Annotated in this window: 25 protein-coding genes; 23 read left to right on the top strand and 2 right to left on the bottom strand. The window is 42.1% G+C overall.

Going from position 1 to position 20,781, the window contains the following annotated elements:
• Together JOC33_RS06015 and JOC33_RS06020 are read right to left on the bottom strand one after the other, a co-directional pair.
• The gene (locus JOC33_RS06015) at positions 1–381 is read right to left on the bottom strand and encodes an SA1362 family protein (RefSeq protein WP_205091608.1); all 381 of its coding nucleotides are present in this window, start codon (positions 379–381) and stop codon (positions 1–3) included.
• A gap of 33 nt (positions 382–414) precedes the next feature.
• Complete coding sequence (locus JOC33_RS06020; RefSeq protein ID WP_205091609.1) at positions 415–1,368, bottom strand: DUF1385 domain-containing protein; 954 nt, start codon at positions 1,366–1,368, stop codon at positions 415–417.
• A 206-nt stretch (positions 1,369–1,574) separates the two neighbouring features.
• On the opposite strand from JOC33_RS06020, the gene JOC33_RS06025 reads away from it, so the two are divergent.
• The 23 genes from JOC33_RS06025 to JOC33_RS06135 all read left to right on the top strand — a co-directional run bounded on the left by JOC33_RS06025 (position 1,575) and on the right by JOC33_RS06135 (position 20,634).
• Entirely contained in the window at positions 1,575–2,084 is a 510-nt protein-coding gene (locus JOC33_RS06025) for a YqhR family membrane protein (protein ID WP_205091610.1), read from the top strand.
• Between the two features lie 72 nt (positions 2,085–2,156).
• Positions 2,157–2,606: a type II 3-dehydroquinate dehydratase gene (gene aroQ / locus JOC33_RS06030; protein ID WP_205091611.1), complete on the top strand. Its 450-nt coding sequence runs from the start codon at positions 2,157–2,159 to the stop codon at positions 2,604–2,606.
• A gap of 1 nt (position 2,607) precedes the next feature.
• Complete coding sequence (locus JOC33_RS06035; protein ID WP_205091612.1) at positions 2,608–3,669, top strand: M24 family metallopeptidase; 1,062 nt, start codon at positions 2,608–2,610, stop codon at positions 3,667–3,669.
• Between the two features lie 26 nt (positions 3,670–3,695).
• Positions 3,696–4,253 carry an elongation factor P gene (gene efp / locus JOC33_RS06040; RefSeq protein ID WP_205091613.1) on the top strand — a complete coding sequence of 186 codons (558 nt, stop codon included), beginning with the start codon at positions 3,696–3,698 and terminating at the stop codon, positions 4,251–4,253.
• 337 nt (positions 4,254–4,590) lie between these two features.
• Positions 4,591–5,571, top strand: a complete 981-nt coding sequence (gene spoIIIAA, locus JOC33_RS06045) for a stage III sporulation protein AA (RefSeq protein WP_205091614.1) — start codon at positions 4,591–4,593, stop codon at positions 5,569–5,571.
• Positions 5,516–6,028, top strand: a complete 513-nt coding sequence (gene spoIIIAB / locus JOC33_RS06050) for a stage III sporulation protein SpoIIIAB (protein ID WP_205091615.1) — start codon at positions 5,516–5,518, stop codon at positions 6,026–6,028. The genes spoIIIAA and spoIIIAB overlap by 56 nt, the downstream gene beginning before the upstream one ends.
• Positions 6,029–6,045: 17 nt before the next feature.
• Positions 6,046–6,252: a stage III sporulation protein AC gene (gene spoIIIAC, locus JOC33_RS06055; RefSeq protein WP_205091616.1), complete on the top strand. Its 207-nt coding sequence runs from the start codon at positions 6,046–6,048 to the stop codon at positions 6,250–6,252.
• Positions 6,253–6,258: 6 nt separating this feature from the next.
• A complete protein-coding gene (spoIIIAD, locus tag JOC33_RS06060; protein ID WP_205091617.1) occupies positions 6,259–6,648 on the top strand; it encodes a stage III sporulation protein AD in 390 nt (129 codons plus the stop codon).
• Positions 6,649–6,674: 26 nt separating this feature from the next.
• Positions 6,675–7,853: a stage III sporulation protein AE gene (gene spoIIIAE / locus JOC33_RS06065; protein WP_205091618.1), complete on the top strand. Its 1,179-nt coding sequence runs from the start codon at positions 6,675–6,677 to the stop codon at positions 7,851–7,853.
• Positions 7,854–7,864: 11 nt separating this feature from the next.
• Positions 7,865–8,470, top strand: a complete 606-nt coding sequence (gene spoIIIAF / locus JOC33_RS06070) for a stage III sporulation protein AF (protein WP_205091619.1) — start codon at positions 7,865–7,867, stop codon at positions 8,468–8,470.
• The gene (spoIIIAG, locus tag JOC33_RS06075; protein ID WP_205091620.1) at positions 8,463–9,089 is read left to right on the top strand and encodes a stage III sporulation protein AG; all 627 of its coding nucleotides are present in this window, start codon (positions 8,463–8,465) and stop codon (positions 9,087–9,089) included. The genes spoIIIAF and spoIIIAG overlap by 8 nt, the downstream gene beginning before the upstream one ends.
• 13 nt (positions 9,090–9,102) lie before the next feature.
• A complete protein-coding gene (locus JOC33_RS06080) occupies positions 9,103–9,645 on the top strand; it encodes a SpoIIIAH-like family protein (RefSeq protein WP_338054479.1) in 543 nt (180 codons plus the stop codon).
• A gap of 654 nt (positions 9,646–10,299) precedes the next feature.
• Positions 10,300–10,809, top strand: coding sequence for an acetyl-CoA carboxylase biotin carboxyl carrier protein (accB, locus tag JOC33_RS06085; protein WP_205091621.1), 510 nt, complete (start codon positions 10,300–10,302; stop codon positions 10,807–10,809).
• 13 nt (positions 10,810–10,822) lie between these two features.
• On the top strand, positions 10,823–12,178 hold the full coding sequence (gene accC, locus JOC33_RS06090) for an acetyl-CoA carboxylase biotin carboxylase subunit (protein WP_205091622.1): 1,356 nt from the start codon (positions 10,823–10,825) through the stop codon (positions 12,176–12,178).
• Positions 12,179–12,197: 19 nt separating this feature from the next.
• Complete coding sequence (locus tag JOC33_RS06095; protein ID WP_205091623.1) at positions 12,198–12,599, top strand: Asp23/Gls24 family envelope stress response protein; 402 nt, start codon at positions 12,198–12,200, stop codon at positions 12,597–12,599.
• A gap of 226 nt (positions 12,600–12,825) precedes the next feature.
• The gene (gene nusB / locus JOC33_RS06100; RefSeq protein WP_205091624.1) at positions 12,826–13,206 is read left to right on the top strand and encodes a transcription antitermination factor NusB; all 381 of its coding nucleotides are present in this window, start codon (positions 12,826–12,828) and stop codon (positions 13,204–13,206) included.
• 17 nt (positions 13,207–13,223) lie between these two features.
• Complete coding sequence (gene folD, locus JOC33_RS06105; protein WP_205091625.1) at positions 13,224–14,078, top strand: bifunctional methylenetetrahydrofolate dehydrogenase/methenyltetrahydrofolate cyclohydrolase FolD; 855 nt, start codon at positions 13,224–13,226, stop codon at positions 14,076–14,078.
• A gap of 15 nt (positions 14,079–14,093) precedes the next feature.
• Positions 14,094–15,443: an exodeoxyribonuclease VII large subunit gene (gene xseA, locus JOC33_RS06110; protein ID WP_205091626.1), complete on the top strand. Its 1,350-nt coding sequence runs from the start codon at positions 14,094–14,096 to the stop codon at positions 15,441–15,443.
• Complete coding sequence (locus JOC33_RS06115) at positions 15,436–15,669, top strand: exodeoxyribonuclease VII small subunit (protein ID WP_205091627.1); 234 nt, start codon at positions 15,436–15,438, stop codon at positions 15,667–15,669. The genes xseA and JOC33_RS06115 overlap by 8 nt, the downstream gene beginning before the upstream one ends.
• Positions 15,669–16,553 carry a polyprenyl synthetase family protein gene (locus JOC33_RS06120; RefSeq protein WP_338054480.1) on the top strand — a complete coding sequence of 295 codons (885 nt, stop codon included), beginning with the start codon at positions 15,669–15,671 and terminating at the stop codon, positions 16,551–16,553. The genes JOC33_RS06115 and JOC33_RS06120 overlap by 1 nt, the downstream gene beginning before the upstream one ends.
• A 741-nt stretch (positions 16,554–17,294) precedes the next feature.
• The gene (locus JOC33_RS06125) at positions 17,295–17,894 is read left to right on the top strand and encodes a hypothetical protein (protein ID WP_205091628.1); all 600 of its coding nucleotides are present in this window, start codon (positions 17,295–17,297) and stop codon (positions 17,892–17,894) included.
• A gap of 18 nt (positions 17,895–17,912) precedes the next feature.
• Complete coding sequence (gene dxs / locus JOC33_RS06130) at positions 17,913–19,805, top strand: 1-deoxy-D-xylulose-5-phosphate synthase (protein WP_205091629.1); 1,893 nt, start codon at positions 17,913–17,915, stop codon at positions 19,803–19,805.
• A gap of 4 nt (positions 19,806–19,809) precedes the next feature.
• The gene (locus JOC33_RS06135; protein ID WP_205091630.1) at positions 19,810–20,634 is read left to right on the top strand and encodes a TlyA family RNA methyltransferase; all 825 of its coding nucleotides are present in this window, start codon (positions 19,810–19,812) and stop codon (positions 20,632–20,634) included.
• The last annotated feature ends 147 nt before the right edge of the window (positions 20,635–20,781 follow it).

Below are 20,781 nucleotides of genomic sequence, written 5' to 3' on the forward strand. Positions count from 1 at the left end.
TCAGGATGAGGCTCGGTTTTTCTTTTTGTTTTTATTTCCTTCGATTACGCGCAGGTGCGTTGCTTGTGCTTTTCGTTTCTTTTTATTTGCAATAGGGGAAGGGTTATAAACTGGTTTAGGGCTGCTTTTTGGTTTGCTTGGTTTCCCCTTGTATTTCATTTTCGATTGTCTGACAGCTTGTTTATACTTTTTCATCTCGTCAGAGGTCCTGTTTTTCAAAACAAAACGGCTGATGACGAGGTATAATACCGCTGCAAAACCAACCATTATCAGAATATTGGTGAGAAAGCCCATGGTGTCAGTGACTAACCTTGTTACGACACCTACGACAGCAAGACCGATTAAAACATAAATGACAGGCATCATGCGACTGCGTGGCATGTGAGTTGTTCCTCCCTTCTGTGATTGAATCGCTTATGAGATCACCCTACTATTCTCTATACCACTTTTTCGAAGGTTTTCATCATTTTCGAGCACTTTTTTAAAAGAATGTATGGCTACTTCAACCTGGTCGTCTTTTGGTGCTTTTGTCGTAAGCAGCTGAAGCCACAATCCAGGATAGCCCAGTACCTTAAGACCTGGGACATTTCGAACCTTGTTGGTCAGTTGCAATACTTCAAAAGAAATTCCGATAACCACCGGTATCAGAAAGATTCTGTTGACGATCCTCCACCACAATGGATCTGTAGCAACAAACATATACACAAACATGCCTACGATGACAGTAAATAAAATGAAACTTGAACCACATCGGTAGTGAAGGCGTGATTGTTTCTGTACCTCTTCAACTGTCAAAGGAGAACCACTCTCGTAAGCGTTGATGACCATATGTTCTGCTCCATGGTATTGGAAAACACGTTTAATGATCGGTGTCAACGAAATAAAATAAATATATGCGAGGAGCAGAATGAGCTTAAAGAAGCTCTCCAATGCCACTTGCCCAGCTCTTGAAGATATGATCGGTTCGAATAAATCTGCAACCAGGGCGGGTGTTACTGTAAAAATCAGCTTACCAAAGAAGAACGATAAGACACCGAGTGCTCCGACGCCAAGGATCATTGCCAGCTTGGAAGTTTGTTCCTCCTGTTGGATACTTTCATCTTCGTCCGGGTGCACATCATATCTTTCTGTTGAAAAGTTTAAATGTTTCGTGCCGTTTGCGCTCGCTTGTATGAGTGAAACCAACCCTCTTAAAAATGGAATCTTTTTAAGACGATTCGCTACTTTAGATTCTTTCCTTTCTACTTCAAAATATTCAATACTTTCATCTTTTCTACGGACAGCTGTCACGTAGCTGCTTTTTCCGGCGAACATCACGCCTTCGACAACCGCCTGGCCCCCGTATGTGGCAGTTTTCTTATCTGTCATGCAAACACCAACCTCGTGTTGTAATTTAGAAACTTTCTTTCTTTTATTTTACAGCAAATAACAAGGTATCACTAGTATGTTTTACGTAAAGTTTGCACATTCCGCTCTCCTTATTATGAGGAATTTCGACCCACTCATACAAAAGTCAAGTCGTATAGGATTTTTTTAGCTGTCCGGGGAAAACTAGTGAACGGAGGTGGGTATTCATGGATGAAAAAAGACTTGAACAAAATCAAAGAGAAAAGCCGGTGAGCGTTTTCAACAAGGCTTTATTTACCGGATTTGTTGGAGGGGTTTTATGGAGCACCTTCGGTGCAGTAGCCTACTATTTTAACTTTACGGAGGTTTCGGCTGCATCATTCCTGTTCCGTTCATTCTGGCAGACAGAGTGGACAAGTTCACTATTGGGAGAGGTGCTGGCGATTTTTGGTGTCGGTATAATTTCCATAGGGGTTGCTTTATTGTATTTTTCATTATTCAAAAAAATGAATGGTCTTATGCCTGCTGTCCTGTTCGGAGTAGTTTTGTGGGGACTAGTCTTTTATCTGTTGAACCCGATTTTCCCTGCCGTTCCTTTTCTGACAGATTTAAGCAGTGATACGATCGTCACAACTATTTGCCTTTTTGTTTTATACGGTGCTTTTGTCGGGTATTCCATTTCATATGAATACCATGATTTTAATCAGACAGAAACAGATGTCTCCACAGCGAAATGATTACGCAAAAATTAATGATTATGATAAGATTGATTTGTGTGAACATTTTATGAAAGTTGCGGAGAGAGAGCCATGAATCGTTTGTTGTTATTGAATGGTCCTAACCTGAACATGTTAGGGAAAAGGGAACCGGGGGTATACGGTAACCAGACGCTTGAGGAAATTGTTCATCTGGTTAAAAAAACAGCGGCCGAAAAAGGGTTTGAAGTGGAAGCATTCCAATCCAACCACGAAGGAGAGCTTGTAGACTTGATTCAGCAGGCAGACGGGAAATATGAGGGGATCATCTTTAACCCGGCAGCATATACCCATACAAGCATCGCCCTTCGAGATGCGATCAGTGCTGTTCAAGCCCCGGTCATAGAAGTCCATATTTCCAATGTTCATGCTCGTGAGGAATTCCGGCATCATTCTATGCTGGCACCTGTCTGCAGGGGGCAGATCGTTGGGATCGGTATTTCTGGATACCGTTTGGCTGCATTAGCATTAATGGAGGAAACAGATAGCGAAGGGAGTAGTTAATATGGATAAGTTGAGAGGAATCAGACAAAGTATCCAGGACATGGAACTGGATGGTTTATTGGTCACTAATGATAAAAACCGCCGGTATTTAACAGGTTTTACCGGTTCAGCAGGGGTTGTTTTGCTAACAGCAGAAAAATCTATTCTAATTACTGACTTCCGTTATACCGAGCAGGCTGGAGAACAGGCAAAAGGATTTGAAATAGTAGAACATAAAAAGCCGATTATCGAAGCGATATCTGAACAGGTAAGCAAACTCGGCATTCAGAAGCTTGGTTTTGAAAAAGATCACCTTACATACGGGGTTTATCAGCAATACGAAAAGCACATAAGCGCTGAACTTGTACCGGTTGCTGGACTAGTGGAAAAGCTGCGCTTGATTAAGACGGATGAAGAGATTAGTATATTGAAGGATGCAATCAAGATCGCGGACTCTGCATTTGATCATATTTTAGGTGTAATCAAGCCGGGGGTAAAAGAAATCGAAGTTGCCAATGAACTGGAATTCTTCATGCGAAAACAAGGAGCTTCATCGTCGAGTTTCGATATTATTGTTGCCTCTGGTCTTCGTTCGGCTTTTCCTCATGGGGTGGCATCTGAAAAAGAGATCCAATCCGGGGAACTAGTTACATTGGATTTTGGTGCGCTGTATAAAGGTTATTGTTCTGATATTACCAGGACTGTTGCAGTTGGTGAAATCGGTGAAGAACAGAAAAAGATCTATGATACAGTCCTTGAGGCACAATTAAGAGGTATGGATGGGCTAAAAGCAGGGATTACCGGAAAAGAAGCCGATGACCTGACACGTGATTACATCAAGGAAAAGGGTTATGGAGACTATTTCGGGCATTCAACAGGTCATGGTATCGGTCTTGATGTCCATGAAGGTCCTGGCCTAACTTATCGAAATGAAAAAGTTTTAGAAGCGGGTATGGTAGTAACAGTAGAACCAGGTATTTATGTGCCAGGGGTTGGAGGCGTCAGAATCGAAGATGACGCACTTATTACAGTAACAGGCAATGAACGCTTAAGTAAGTCGCCAAAAGAGTTAATAACGTTATAACCCAGTTAAACAGGAGGCAAATTGATATGATTTCAGTTAACGATTTCAAAACAGGATTGACGATTGAAGTGGATGGGGACATCTGGTCGGTCGTGGACTTCCAGCATGTTAAACCAGGAAAAGGAGCAGCATTTGTCCGTTCAAAGCTGCGTAACTTACGAAATGGTAATATTCAGGAAAAGACATTCCGTGCGGGTGAAAAAGTTGAGCGTGCCCATATTGAAAACAATAAAATGCAATACTTGTACTCATCTGGGGATGCTCATACATTCATGGATACCAACACGTTTGAACAGTTGGAGATGCAGACAAACCAAATTGAAAATGAACTGAAATTCTTGAAAGAAAACATGGAAGTCAGCATTATGACTTACCAAGGTGAAGTCATCGGTGTAGAACTTCCAAACAATGTAGAGTTGACAGTTACTGAAACAGAGCCCGGTATTAAAGGGGATACTGCAAGTGGAGGGACAAAACCAGCAACCGTTGAAACTGGACTGATCGTTCAGGTACCCTTCTTTGTAAACGAAGGCGATGTACTTGTTATTAATACTGCTGATGGAAAGTATGTTTCCAGAGGTTAAATTTCATATTTGTAATCGTTGGGTTTCTAAAAAACCCTCAATAGAAAAAACACTTCAGAGGTATTTCTGAGGTGTTTTTTCTTTTTTTAGGAGGCAGGTAGGATTATTCCTATATCCCAGAAGGAGGATTCGACATCTCGGCAGGTTGTTTCGCTCTATAGAAGAATGACTGCAACGTTTAGGAGACTGTTCCGGAAACTTAAGGAACAGTTTTTTTATATGATTTTTGCACTGATAATTCAATAACTCACCAAACATCTCTAGTGACGGTGTGGTCATATAAGAGTTTATCTTGCATACATTTACAGTAAAGAACCAGGTGAAAGGTCGTTTTCCAATGAATGAAATCATTAATCTATTCCCGGAAAATATTCAGCTCATTATAAGAAAGATGGTGAAGTGGAACGAGATACAGGAGATTCGGTTAAGAGTAGGACAACCTATTGAATTAATCTACCAGAATAATTTTGAATGGCTGGACAAGACGTTGGTGACAGAGCAGGAAAAGAACCATATTCTCAACCAGATTAGTCAGTTTTCTTTATATAGGTTAGAGGATGAATTGAGAGAGGGATTCATCACCATAGAAGGCGGGCACCGGATTGGTCTTTCAGGGAAAGTGAATACAACCGATGGCGACATTCATGCGATCCGTCACATCTCCTCATTCAATATCCGAATCGCAAGAGAGAAAAAGGGAATAGCATCTTCTTTAATGTATGGTCTTTTAAAAAACAATCGCTATCTCAACACGTTAATAATTGGTGCGCCGCAAACGGGCAAAACCACTTTATTACGGGATATAACAAGACATATCAGTTCAGGTTGGGGAAGTATGGAAGCCAAAAAAGTTGCTGTGATTGACGAAAGGTCCGAAATTGGAGCATGTATCCACGGAATTCCGCAGTTAGATGTTGGGAGAAGGACGGATGTTATGGATGCCTGTCCTAAATCCACTGGAATGATGATGATGATTCGTTCCATGTCTCCGGATGTATTGGTAGTTGACGAAATTGGTCACCAAAGAGATGTTATAGCTATTCACGAAGCCATTAATGCCGGTGTGACGCTTTTTTGTACAGTTCATGGAAACAGTCTTGAAGAAATAAAAAAACGACCTTCAATTGACCAATTATTGAGTAACCAGGTCTTTGATAGATATCTCTTACTGCAGCCAAGAAGTTCAGGCAAGGCGTTTAAAAAATCATCCTTGCTCAATGGAGAAGGATATCCCATTGAAGTGACATCAGGAGGGATTTCGAATGAAATGGATAGGGGCGATATTATTACTCGCGGCAACTACCTGGGTAGGCTTTGAAGTTGCAAGGAAGTTCAAGCAGCGACCAAGGCAAATACGGCAATGGAAACATGCCCTGCAGATGCTGGAGTCGGAAATGGTATACGGTCAAACACCATTGCTCGAAGCATGTGCCTACCTGTCCAAACAGCTGCATGAACCTACTGCATGGTTTTTCCGATCCATAGCAGAGGCAAAGAGTCGTTCTACTTCAGACTTTTCCCAAATATGGATTGATGAATTAGATCGCCATTGGGCCTATACGGCACTCGAAAATAATGAAAAAGAAATACTGAAACAATTTGGCCAGACCCTTGGCCAGCATGATTTACTGTATCAGAAAAAACAGGTGCAGTTAGCGCTTAGCCATCTGGAAATGGAACTCGAGGAAGCGGTCGGAATCTACCACCAGTATAACAAGACTGTTAAAGGACTGGGATTTTTGACAGGATTGCTGCTCGTACTTTTACTCATCTAAGGAAGGGGCCATCCATCGTGATACAAGATGCATCGATACTATTTCAAATTGCAGGGATAGGGATCATCGTAGCAATGATCCATAGCATACTGAAACAAATGGGTAAAGAGGAAATAGCCCAAGTAGTCACATTAGTCGGTTTCATCATCGTTTTATTCATCGTTTTGAATGGACTGGCTGACTTATTCCAGCAGATTAAATCCGTGTTTCTATTTCAAGGGTAGTTTTGCATGGACATTATTCAGATTGTTTCGATAAGTATTGTATCCAGCATTTTGATACTTTTGCTGAAGGAACAGAAATCATCGCTGGCGTTCATGCTGACTTTGTTTACAGGTTTAATCATCTTTTTCGTATTGATCCAGCAGATATCCCATGTGTTTTTATTGATTGATTATATGGCTGGGAAAGCGGATATTCATGGTGTTTATGTTGAAACCATTTTGAAGATCATTGGCATCGCCTATATTGCAGAGTTTGGAGCACATCTCACAAAGGATGCGGGGCTGTCGTCTATTGCATCTAAAATCGAATTGGCTGGCAAGGTGTTCATTTTACTCTTAGCAATTCCTATACTGACAGCTGTAATTGAAGCAATTCTAGGGTTTTTCCCTGGATAATGAAGAAGAAGGGGGATGGATTTGAAATGGTAAGGTCCTCCTCATGTATGTTAATCCTGCTATTCCTAATCTTGTTTGGCGGCACCACCGTTTCCTATGCAGAGCCAAATCCTTCCCAACAAGTGAATCCTGAGCCTTTACTTAAAAACATTGACTTTCAAGAGCTGAATCATTACTGGCAGATGGTAGTTAAGGAATACGGAGGTTATCTGCCGGAGCTGCGGCAATCTAGCCTGCAGGAACTTCTCAAGCAAAATCCTGACTTTTCCATCACCGATTGGATGATGGGATTTCTGAAGTATTTATTTCATGAATTAATCGCTAATGGAAAGTTATTAGGGAGCCTTATTTTCCTTACATTGTTTATTACGGTCCTGCAATCCTTACAAAATGCCTTCGAACAGACAGCAGTAAGTAAAATCGCCTATATGATTGTTTATCTCGTACTTATTATGCTTGCATTGAACAGCTTCCATCTAGCTGTAACCTACACCAGTGATGCAATTGATGCGATGGGGTCCTTCATTATTGGATTACTTCCTCTACTGCTCGGTATAATGGCTACTTTTGGACACCTCGTATCCGTTTCTTTTTTTCACCCGATAATTATCATGTTGATCCAGGTCAGCGGTATATTGATATCTCATGTTGTACTCCCACTATTTTACCTGTCCGCATTGCTGTTGATGACAAGTTCACTGACTGATAAATACAAAGTCGATCAATTGGCACAACTGCTCCGTAATGTGGGACTGGCTCTCCTCGGTACTTTTCTTACAGTATTTCTCGGGGTTATCTCTGTCCAGGGGGCCTCTACTGCGATTCAGGATGGAGTAGCAATGAAAACAGCTCGGTTTGTCACTGGCAACTTCGTACCAGTTATCGGCCGGCTGTTTACAGATGCGACCGATACCATATTAGGTGCTTCTTTGCTGCTGAAAAATACTGTCGGACTGGTCGGCGTGGTGATCATTATTGGTCTGGCTTTATTTCCTGCTTTAAAAGTGCTTGCCATCGCATTGACTTTTAAGATTGCCGCCGCTATTCTCCAGCCCATCGGTGATGGACCAGTCGTCAAAAGCATGTCCATTATCAGCAAGCATATCCTTTATATATTTGCTTGTCTGCTCACAGTCACTTTCATGTTCTTTCTGCTAATAGCTATACTCGTAGCCTCCAGCAATTTGACTATGATGGTTCGATAAGGGGGAAAGTCATGTCTTATGTCATTCAATGGGTTACGGAAATTGTAATTTTTTTATTGCTTGCCATGGTCATCGATTTCCTTCTTCCGTCAGGACAGATGCAAAAATACGCTCGATTGACGATTTCACTGATTTTGCTGCTACTGTTTCTTAACCCGGTTTTTGAACTGTTTAATACCGACATTAATCAGTTGATCAGCAGGCAGTCAGAAGTCTTTTCTCAACAGCAAATGACCGAAGAGGATATGAAAAAATCGATTGAAATGAAGAAAAATGAAATAGAAGCGTCACAGGATGCATATATATTAGAGCAAATGGTTGTCCAGATGAAAGCACAAGCTGCAGATCAACTCGCAGATGAATATCAGGCAGCATTGACTGACCTGGAGCTCACTTTCGTAAAAGGTGAAAAGGACATTGATAAACTCGAAACAGTCCTTGTTACTTTATCGGAGGAAAGAACAGTGGATTCCATAGACCGTGTGGAGATCAATCTGGATGCACCAGTCAAGAAGGAGGACAACCAGGCGGATGAAGCGATTATTGAATACCTGGCAAAATTATGGCAGGTAGAGAAAGAGCAAATACAGATTCAATGGGAGGGCGAACATGGGTAAATCATGGAACAATCTCTTCTCTATCCTTAAGAAAGACGATGGAAAAAAACTAAATAAAAAAGGCTATATCGTCTTGATTGGTTTAGTTGGCCTGTTACTCATAATTGTCAGCAACATTTTTCAAGGACCTTCCCCTTCCCAGAGCCAAATCGATATGAATAAATCGCCGAACATCAATACTTCCAGTAACTCAGTACCGGAAGGAGATACAGATGAAGGGATAGCTGAACTTGAAAAAAGCTATGAAAAAGAGCTGGCACCATTATTAGAAAATATCAAAGGTGTCAGCGAAGTGGAGGTGATGGTGAACTTAGGTGCAACGAAGGAAAAATTATATGATAAGAACTTGATAATTGGAAAGCAATCAACAACAGAAACAGATAAAAATGGCGGGGAAAGAGAAATTGAGGATTATTCCCGGGAGCAGCAGCTGGTCTTAGTAAGGCAAGGTGATCAGGAGCTTCCTTTACTGATACAGACTAAAAAACCAGATGTCAAAGGGGTGTTGGTGGTAGCAAAAGGAGTGGATCATATGGAAGTGAAGCAATGGGTTGTAGAAGCTGTTTCACGCGTATTGGCTGTACCTACTCACAGGATATCAGTCATGCCGAAAAATTAATTTAGGGGGATGGATGATGGTTAAAAAGCAAACGGTTTGGTTGTTGACGATGCTTAGTCTGATGATCGTATTAAGTGTATATTACATGACTGCACCAGAGGGAGAGGACATGGCATTCATTAATAATCAGGAAACAGAAAAGGATGGAGCGCAGGATACTGCAGCTGATTCCAATGGTGATACGGCAATTTCTCAAATGTCAACAGAAGAAATGTTCGCAGCAATCCGCATGGAAAAAAAGAATGAGCGAGATAAACACCAGGAGCAATTATCAGAAATTGTAGCTTCCAGTGAATACTCAGCGGAAGAAAAAAATGATGCTTTAAAGGAAATGCAACAACTCCAGGAGCTTCAATCAAAAGAATCCATTTTAGAAACAACCATCCAGTCGAATGCTCAGTATGAAGATGTTCTGGTGCGTGCAGAAGAAGATGTCATTTATGTCACAGTAAAAGCGGATGAACTTTCCCCGCAGGAAGCGAATGAAATAACAAAACTTGCAGTCGACGAATTTGGTGAAAAACCAGTCCAGGTCGAATTCCAACCATATAATTAATCAAGTTAGGATCCATTAAGGGTCCTCAGGTTGTCGAGACTTTCTCGACAACCTGATTTTTTTTTGGTGCTTTTCCCAAATTCATGTGTCTACGCTTGTTATTCCAGAGACAGGAAATCATTAGAGGCGGTGAAATGTTTGTTTCAATCAAGGAAAGAACGACAAAACGAAATGGAAATGGGAACGATTGAAGAGCTGGTTCCGGAAACACGATCAGTTTAAATCGTTGAACATGCGGTCTTTGATGAGAAGTTCACGTAGAAACTGCTGCCTATATCGAAGAGTTGAATGAAGCCTTCCTTCAGGATCGGGTGGATCAGAAAAAAGCCTCTCAAAGAAAAAGAGCGGGGGGAGAAAACCAAAGAAGTAAAAGTCAGTGAACCGGTCCTGAAAGTGGTTATTTGCCAAATCGAACGATTCGGATTTCCACTCCTGCGGAAGGACGAGGGAGCCGAAATCGCTGAGTGGGGCTTGAGCGAGGAAGCTCGGTCGCACGTCCGCGGAAAGGGAAGGGTATTTTCTTGAAGCAGGATTTCCATTCTTAACGTGAAATTTAGCGAAAGTTGAAGTTTAGACATGTTTTATCGTAGAATGTTAGAAGGAGTTATTAGTACCTGTTATTAAAGCATTAATCAAAGACAAGGGGTGCCATACATGTTAAAAGTGCAAGAAATACGTGAATTGATTAAACTTATCGACAAATCTGATATCGAAGAATTTTGCTATGAAACGAACGGAACTAAAGTTTCTATGAAAAAACAGGGTGGGCAGGTTGTCCAGCAGCCAGTCCAGGAGCCTGTAAATCAGGTTCCACAAGTGGAGGACAAGAAAGAACAGGCAGAACCTGCAGAAACCCAGGAAACTAAACAAGAAGCGCCGGCACAAGAAGAAAAAGAGGATCGCAAACAACCAGAAACTGGTTATGATGCAGAAGTGAAATCTCCGATGGTAGGAACTTTCTATGCGGCATCATCCCCAGACAAAGATCCATACGTGCAAGTCGGAGATAAAGTGAAACCGGACTCTGTTGTATGTATTGTCGAAGCAATGAAGCTTTTTAATGAAATCGAGGCGGAGGTATCCGGTGAAATCGTAGAAATACTAGTAGAGGATGGCGAACTCGTAGAGTATGGCCAGCCACTATTCAGGGTAAAGTCCATTTAATGGGGGTGTCTTTATGATTAAGAAACTGCTTGTAGCAAACAGAGGAGAAATTGCTGTCCGGATTATCAGGGCATGCAAAGAAATGGATATTGAAACTGTAGCCATTTATTCGGAGGCAGATAAAGACGCACTTCATGTGCAGATAGCAGACGAAGCTTATTGTGTCGGCCCGACACTTAGTAAAGATTCTTATTTGAATTATACAAATATCATGAGTCTTGCAAAGCTTACGGACGTTGATGCAATTCATCCGGGCTATGGTTTTCTTGCCGAGAATGCTGAGTTTGCCGATATGTGCAAAGAGTGCAATGTAATCTTTGTTGGTCCATCTGCTCATGCTATTTCCAAAATGGGTACAAAGGATGTTGCACGTAAAACTATGGAAGAGGCAGGTGTGCCTGTCGTTCCTGGCTCCGATGGTATCGTTGCTGATGAGAATGAAGGGAAGAAAGTTGCAGAAGAAATCGGCTACCCGGTAATCATTAAGGCGACTGCTGGTGGTGGCGGTAAAGGGATCCGTGTCGCCAGGGATCAAGAGGAATTAATTAAAGGTATTCGTGTTACACAAAATGAAGCTGAAAAAGCTTTCGGAAATCCAGGTGTATATATTGAGAAATTCATTGAAGACTTCCGCCATGTGGAGATCCAGGTATTAGCTGATAACTTTGGAAATGCCATTCACCTTGGAGAAAGAGACTGTACAATTCAACGACGTCTGCAGAAATTGATTGAAGAAACCCCATCTCCTGCAATTACGCCAGAAAAGCGTGCAGAAATGGGAGAAGCAGCTGTAAAGGCAGCATTAGCAGTTGAATATTCCGGTGCTGGTACGGTTGAATTTATATATGATAAACAAAAGGACAACTATTACTTCATGGAAATGAATACAAGAATCCAGGTGGAACACCCTGTAACGGAAATGGTGACAGGCGTTGATCTTATAAAAGAGCAGATTCTTGTCGCTTCCGATGAAAAACTGGCCTATAGCCAGGAAGATATCACCTTTACAGGTTGGGCAATGGAATGCCGCGTCAATGCGGAAGATCCTTTCAAAGACTTCATGCCATCGCCTGGAAAGATCGATGTTTATTTGGCTCCTGGTGGACTTGGTGTCCGTATCGACTCAGCCGCTTACCAGAATTATATGATTCCTCCTTACTACGATTCGATGATTGCCAAGCTTATTACCTATGGAAAGACAAGGGAAGAAGCGATTAAGCGGATGAAGCGCGCCCTTGATGAATATATCATTGAAGGTGTGAAGACTACTATTCCTTTCCATCAACGGATGATGGATCATCCAGTTTTTGTTGATGGAGATTTTAATACTAAATTCTTGGAGAAGTATAATATAATGAAAGAAGAGTAGTAGGAAGGAGTGAGCAGGAATGAGTGAACAACGCCTATTGAATGTAAGCAGTGACACAACCCTTGGTAATGTGGAGATAGCACCCGAGGTAATCGAAGTCATTGCAGGTATCGCCGCCGCAGAAGTTAATGGCGTAGCAGCGATGAGGGGGAATTTTGCCTCCGGAGTCGTTGAACGTCTTGGTAAAAAGAATCACGGTAAAGGCGTGAAAGTTGAGTTAGAGGAAGAAGGCATTGTTATCGATGTTTACGTTGTTATGGACTATGGCATCTCAATTCCGACTGCTGCCCAGAAGATCCAAGATAATATCCGTCAGGCATTAATAAATATGACAGCATTGGAAATAAGAGAAATTAATATTCATGTTGTCGGTATCCAAATGGAATTAAAAGAAGAAGATATGATCGAACAAGAACAGTAATTGAAAGGCCAGGGAGCTGAAACTAAGCCCTCGGGCCTTTTTTATACTTTAAGAACGATTAACATAGTTAAGGATTTAAGTATAAAAAAACTAAGGCTCTCGTCATAAGGTCTGGCGACAAGCCAAGTTTTTTAACTCTTTCTTTATCGTCTGTTTGGTTTATAATGGCGTTTAAAGGTTTAAAATGTTATCATTCTAACGGATATTACCTAAAAGGAGAATGGACATGAAAAGACATCTAGCCCGTGAAAAGGCATTCCAGGCCTTATTCCAGATAGACATTAATGACATAGATATTGAGGATGCGATCGCCCATGTAATCGAAGACACGGGAAGTGATGCCTTCATGGAACAATTAGTACAAGGTGTAAATGACCATAAAGACACACTTGATGAAAAAATTGCGAAGAACCTGGAAAAATGGAGCATCCATCGTCTTCCTTTAGTAGAGAAGACGCTGTTAAGGATGGCTGCTTATGAAATGGAATACATGGAAGATGTGCCTCACCAAGTCGCAATAAATGAGGCTGTCGAGCTTGCTAAGGTGTTTGGAGATGAAAAATCCGGCAAATTCATCAATGGTGTTTTGTCCAAAATGACGATTTAACAAAGGGGCTGTTTCATGTGACCGCAACTGTAATCTATGGGAAAGATTTGGCGGCTGAATTGAGAAATGAAATGAAAGAGGAAGTAACCAGGCTAAAGGAAAACGGAATCACTCCTGGTTTGACTGTTATATTGATTGGAGAGGACCCTGCGTCTCTTTCCTATGTTAGAGGGAAACAAAAAGCTTCAGAAAAAGTGGGCATGGAATCAGACTTGATTGAACTTCCAGAATCAACCTCCCAAGCTGAACTGCTATCTTTGATTTCTGAGCTGAATAACGATGATAAAGTAAATGGAATATTGGTTCAATTACCGCTGCCAGACCACATTGAAGAACAGGAAATTATAGAAGCAATTGAACCTTCTAAGGATGTGGATGGTTTCCACCCTGTCAGTGTAGGCCGTTTAATGACTGGCCAGGATACGTTTTTCCCATGTACACCATACGGTATCATGGTGATGCTGGAAAAAGCGAAGATCGATGTTGCTGGAAAACATGTAGTTGTTATCGGAAGGAGTAATCTGGTAGGAAAACCCGTCGGCCAGCTGCTGCTGAATGAGAATGCTACTGTTACATATTGTCATTCAAAAACAAGAGAGTTAGTTTACCACACAAAGCAGGCAGATATTGTCATTGTTGCGGCAGGAAAAGCAGGGCTGATTACTGATGAGCATATTAAAGAAGAGGCAGTCGTCATTGACGTTGGTGTCAACCGGGTCGATGGCAAGCTGACTGGTGATGTGGATTTTGATTCTGTCAAACAAAAAGCGTCTTATATCACTCCTGTACCAAAAGGGGTAGGGCCAATGACCATCACTATGCTGCTTTACAATACGATCAAGGCAGCTAAAAAAACCCATGGCCTGATTTAAAAGGGGATATTCTGTATGGATGATCAATATTTGACGGTGACAGCACTGACAAAGTACATTAAAAGAAAAATCGCTTCTGACCCTCACTTGAAAAATGTTTGGCTCAGAGGTGAAATATCTAACTTTAAACACCACAGCCGCGGTCATATGTATTTTTCTTTAAAAGATGAAAAGGCAAGGATTCAGTCTGTGATGTTTGCTGGTAACAACCGTAATTTGAAGTTCCTTCCGGAAAACGGAATGAATGTGCTAATCCGTGGAGAAGTCAGTGTATATGAACCAATGGGTCAGTATCAGCTGTATGTGCATGACATGCAGCCTGATGGTATAGGCGCCTTATACCTTGCTTATGAACAATTGAAAGAAAAATTGGAAAAAGAAGGGCTTTTTTCTCAAGAAAGAAAAAGGCCAATACCAGCATTCCCGAAGCATATAGGAATTATCACCTCCCCTACAGGAGCAGCAATCCGTGATGTTCTGACAACTATTCATCGCAGATATCCTATGGTAAAAAGAACAGTACTGCCAGTTTCCGTTCAAGGGGAGCGTTCCAAAGATTCATTAGTGAAAGCAATTCAATATGCTAATCAATCTAACCAGTTTGATGTATTGATCATAGGCAGAGGCGGAGGGTCCATTGAAGACCTTTGGAGTTTCAATGAAGAAATTGTAGCAAGAGCGATTGCAGCTTCTACCGTACCGGTCATTTCAGCAGTCGGCCACGAAACAGATTATACAATCTGTGATTTTGTAGCAGATGTGAGAGCAGCAACTCCAACAGGGGCGGCGGAACTTGCTGTACCTTCCCAGATTGAACTAAAAGATCGGATTGAATCCTTTACCAAGCGATTGGAAAGGATTCTTTACCGTAAACATAAAGAATCAAGTCAGCGTTTAGAACGGTTAAGGAAAGCTTATGCATTTAAATATCCTGCTCAGTTGATGAGACAAAAGGAACAAGAACTGGACAGGCTTTTAGACGGTCTGAATCGAAGGATGGATATTCAAAAAACGAGCAAACAGGAAGAGTGGAACAAGCTGCGTGCACGACTACTGCAACAGCATCCGGATAAACAAATAAAGCAGGAAAAACAGAACCTGAAGCAGGCACATTACCGTCTGTTCCGCTCTTTTTCAAAAGAGATAAAGGAAAAGGAAAAACGGTTTGACACGACCCTGGAAAAACTTTCTTTATTAAATCCATTGGATATCATGAAACGTGGTTATGCAATCCCGTTTAAGAAGGATGGAGATTTGGTTAAGACAGTGACATCTATACAGCCGGGGGAAGCATTGACCTTGAAAATGAAAGACGGAAGTCTCGATTGTCAGGTTTGGGGAATAGAGGAGGATGACAATGTCTGAACAAAAAGAATTGAGCTTTGAAGAAGCAATGGAACAATTGGAGGCTCTTGTCGAGAAACTTGAAGAAGGAGATGTTCCTTTAGAGAAAGCCATCAATTATTATCAGGAAGGTATGAAACTGTCCAAAACGTGCAGTGAAAAGCTTTCCCGGGTAGAAGAGCAGATGCAGCAAATTCTGAATGAGCACGGTGAATTCGAGCCATTCTCTGTGCAGGAGGAAGAGTAGTGGATAGCAGTCTCAACTCCTATCTGGAAATCAGAAAGCAAATGATTAATGATTTTCTGATCGCTTATGTGAATAAGGTAAAAATGCCAGACCAATTAAAATCCTCCATTCTTTACTCTATTCGGGCTGGGGGAAAGAGACTTCGTCCAATTTTAATGATGGCAGCAACAGAAGCAGTCGGCGGGAAATCGGAAAAAGTGCTGCCTGCTGCAGCCGCACTGGAAATGATTCATACTTATTCCTTGATTCATGATGATTTACCTGCAATGGATAACGATGACTTTCGCAGGGGAATGCCGACAAACCATCGGAAATTCGGGGAAGCGACAGCAATCCTTGCTGGAGATGCTTTGTTGACGCTCAGTTTTCAGGTAATAATGGAAACGGAAGCTTTGACAAGTGACCAGAAAATTTATCTGGCACAACGGTTATCCCAGGCGAGTGGTGCCTCTGGCATGGTTGCCGGTCAAATATTGGATATGGAAAGTGAAAATCAGGAAATTGAGTTGGATCTGCTGGAGAAAATCCATCAATGCAAAACAGGCAAATTAATCAGTTTTGCTATATCTGCAGGAGCCTATCTTGGTGATGCAAATGAACAACAGCTCACTAATATTACAAAGACAGGCGAGCAGCTTGGTATTATTTTTCAGATCCAGGATGACATTCTTGATGTAAGTGGAGACGAAGAAAAAATAGGAAAACCTGTCGGAAGTGATACTACAAATAAGAAAAGCACTTATCCTCAGCTGCTTGGTTTAGTTGGTGCAAAAAGGAAGAAAGAAGAACATGTCATGTCTGCTAAGAAATCCTTATCACAAGCGGCAGTTGATAATACTATGCTGTCGTTACTCATTGATCACCTAAGTCATCGTGATCATTAACATACATGAATGTAAAACAATTCCATGGCTGCCTGGCCAGCTAATGCCTTAATATTGAGGAGAGAATGGGATTGTGTTATATTTAATTTACAAAAGGAATGGTGCAGTATTCTAGTCAGCCCTCCGTTCCTGAAGGCGGGCCTAAAAATCTGCCAAAGGGCATATCGATGAAGTTCCTTGTGCCGGCTTGAGGCGCCCAGCCTTGGGTTGGTGCTGGGAGTTAAGGTAGCGGGGCGATCCACAAAGGCATGTGGGCGTTGACCCTGCTTCCGCGGAGGCCCATATCTGTGATGGTTTCTTAGCCGGAAACCATGATGGAATGGGGTATGAACCTGCTTTATATGGAGGAATTCTGTATGAGCAGCGTAGCCTGCCTTGAGTGGTATTGAGGGGATTATGGAATTAAAATGCGAGCGAACGGATGGCCACCTTCACTTGAATTTTTCGCCATATGAAATCAAGACTGCAAAAGAGGCTAAGGGACGGCTAAAGGCTGTTGAGGAAATCTCCTAGACTGTTTGGAAGACTTTCAATAGGAATTATAGTACGGACTAAGTGGTAATCCAGTCCGGCTTTCGGAAACGGAGTCGAGCCAGGTTTAAAGGGGAACCGCCAGAGTGGTGACACTCGGTACCTGGTTGGGAAAACCTACTGGACCTAAGCCGTAATTTTTACCTGTTGATTGACCATTCCTTCTTTTCTACATATATCTGAAGCCAAATGAAACAGAGGGTATCATACATGTTAAACCAATTTCAAAAATCATTGAGATTTAGTATAAGTATTGCCGTTATCACTTTCGTGTTAGCGGCTATTTTTTCAGTCGTGTCATCTTCGCTTCTCAGTGGATTTATATGGATTTTCGGGTTAGTTATCGTTTTAATAATCGTCCTGATCGGTGTTATATTTGATATGCTGGGGATAGCGGCCGCAGCTGCTTCGGAACCGCCTTTCCATGCAATGGCGGCGGAAAAGGTCCCTGGTGCTAAACAGGCGATCATAATTGTAAGAAATGCAGACCGGTTTGCAAGCTTTTGCAACGATGTAATTGGTGACATTTCAGGAATCGTCAGTGGGACTGCATCTGCAATTGTCGTCATTCAACTAGTGAATACATTTGGCCATGATGATGGATCAACTTTACAAATTGTAATTTCAGTCCTGATGACGAGTACCGTGGCCGCATTGACGGTCGGCGGTAAAGCACTTGGTAAAACATTTGCCATCCATTCTTCAACAAAAATTATTTTTTTTGCGGCAAGGTTGATTGCAATAGTAGAGGATAAGACGAAAATAAAACTCCTATCAAACCCGGCCGAGGCTTCCAGAAAATCACGCTAAAGATAAGGAGGTCCATTAATGGATCTAACTAAAATTCAAGATCCTTCGTTTCTCAGGGATCTATCCGACGAGGACTTGAAACAGCTAGCCTCAACTATACGAACATTTTTGATTGAAAACCTTTCTAAAACAGGCGGGCATCTAGGAGCCAACCTCGGAGTAGTCGAGTTGACTCTTGCCCTTCATAAAGTATTTGAGAGCCCGAAGGACCGCTTTATATTTGACGTCGGTCACCAATCTTATATTCATAAGATACTGACAGGTCGTGCCGGACAATTCAGTACCTTGCGTCAATATAAAGGTTTATGTGGTTTTCCAAAACGCTGTGAGAGTGAGCATGACTTATGGGAAACCGGTCATAGCTCCACTTCTTTATCCGCTGCCATGGGTATGGCTATTGCCCGTGATGTCCGCGGGGAAAACCATTCCATCGTACCTATCATCGGGGACGGTGCTTTGACTGGTGGTATGGCTCTGGAAGCATTGAACCACATTGGTCATGAGAATAAGAATGTAACCGTTATCCTGAATGATAATGAAATGTCGATTGCGAAAAATGTCGGTGCCTTGCATAATGCACTGGGAAGAATGCGGAGTGCCGGTAAATATAACCGTGCTAAAGACGATTTAGAGTGGCTTCTCAAAAAAATCCCAGCTGTTGGCGGTAAGCTTGCTCAGGCTGCAGAACGTTTAAAAGACAGCATGAAATATTTTGTCTTGCCTGGTATGTTTTTTGAAGAACTGGGTTTTACCTATTATGGACCTGTCGATGGCCATGATTTTCATGATTTATTCGAGAATTTAAATTATGCCAAGAAAACGGAAGGCCCTGTGATCGTACACGTCATGACCCAGAAGGGGAAAGGATATCATCCTGCCGAGTCCGATTTGAAGGATAAATGGCATGGAGTAGGACCTTATAAAATTGAATCCGGCGAAAAAATTAAACCAGAGGCTGCCCCGCCTGCCTGGAGTGCAGTCATCACGGAAGCCCTAAGCAAAAAAGCGAGGACGGATAATCGGATTGTAGCAATCACTCCTGCCATGATACTCGGTTCTAAACTGGAAAAATTCGGAGAAGAGTTTCCGAATCGATTATTTGACGTAGGAATTGCAGAACAGCATGCAACCACTGTCTCTGCTGGATTAGCTACACAGGGAATGAAGCCATTTCTCGCGATTTATTCGACGTTTCTCCAGCGGGCTTACGATCAGGTGGTCCACGATGTCTGCAGGCAGAACTTAAATGTCTTTTTTGGTATTGACCGTGCTGGTCTTGTCGGAGCGGACGGGGAGACCCACCAGGGTGTTTTTGACATAGCATTTTTAAGACATCTGCCAAATATTGTGCTGATGATGCCTAAAGATGAAAATGAAGCCCAGCACCTGGTCCACACAGCCTTCTGCTATGACGAGGGACCAATTGCCATTCGCTATCCCCGTGGAAATGCAAAAGGTGTACAGATGGATCCGGAAATGAAAGAGATCGACATCGGCAGCTGGGAGGTTCTCAAGAAAGGAAACGATGCAGTGATCCTGACCTTTGGTTCCACTATCGACATGGCACTTGAAGCGAGTGAAGAGATGGAAAAGCAAGGTGCATCTATCCGGGTTGTCAATGCTCGTTTTATTAAACCACTGGATGAAGACATGCTCCATGAAATAATGCAGGAGAAGCTGCCGATTATTACAATAGAGGAAGCCGTATTAAAAGGCGGGTTCGGTTCCAGTATCTTGGAATTTGCTGAAGAGAACCTCTATCAGGAACAAACAATTAAACGTATGGGTATTCCTGACCGTTATATTGAACATGGGAATGTGTCAGACTTGCTCAAAGAAATTGACTTGACAAAAGAAGCGGTTATTGCAAATTTGAAAGAACTTATTCCAACTAAACAAAAAAGGGCATGAAGATATGAGCAAAAAAATAAGACTGGACACTCTTCTTGTGGAGAAAGGATTGATCGAAACAAGGGAGAAGGCAAAACGGACAATTATGGCTGGCCTTGTTTATTCTGAGAATGAACGTCTGGACAAGCCAGGGATGAAAGTCGAAGAAAATATAAAACTGACGGTGAAAGGCAAGTTGTTCCCTTATGTAAGCAGGGGCGGGTTAAAACTTGAAAAAGCACTAGATGTCTTTAAGATTGAGTTAAAGGATAGAATAATGATTGACATCGGTTCTTCTACCGGCGGTTTTACTGATTGTGCATTACAAAATGGAGTGAAGAGCAGTTATGCCATCGATGTAGGGTATAACCAGCTGGACTGGAAGCTTCGTAATGATCCTCGGGTGCGGGTGATGGAAAGGACGAATTTCCGTTATGTCACAGCTGATGATTTAACTGAGGGCATACCAAGTTTCGCTTCAATCGATGTATCATTCATTTCCCTCAAACTTATCCTTCCGGTCTTGTGTACACTTCTAGCTGAGTCGAGTGATGTGGTTGCCTTAATCAAGCCGCAGTTTGAGGCGGGCAGAGAACAGGTTGGCAAAAAAGGAATCGTCCGTGATCCTCTTATCCATAAAGAAGTGATTTCAGCAATATTAACTCTTGCTCAGGAAAAAGGCTATCATGTGGCTGGCTTGTCCTTTTCCCCGATTACAGGGGGAGATGGCAATATTGAATTTTTGGCCCATTTACAATGGGGTAATCAAGAAGCAGGTAAACGCATCACGGATGTCGAAATTAACAGCATCGTGTATGAAGCGCACGAAAAACATCGGAAGAATGCTTGAATAAAGAAGGGCTGCCCAGGTGTAGCCCTTCTTATTTGGGAAATCATGTTTAGAAGGACATATATTTGAAAAACCAACCACTTTTTCGACTGCCAGACTGTATCACAGATGGAGTCTCCAGTAAGGTTTTGGTGAATGGAGGTATAA

Source organism: Thalassobacillus pellis, from assembly GCF_016908295.1.
Lineage (GTDB): Bacteria > Bacillota > Bacilli > Bacillales > Halobacillaceae > Thalassobacillus > Thalassobacillus pellis.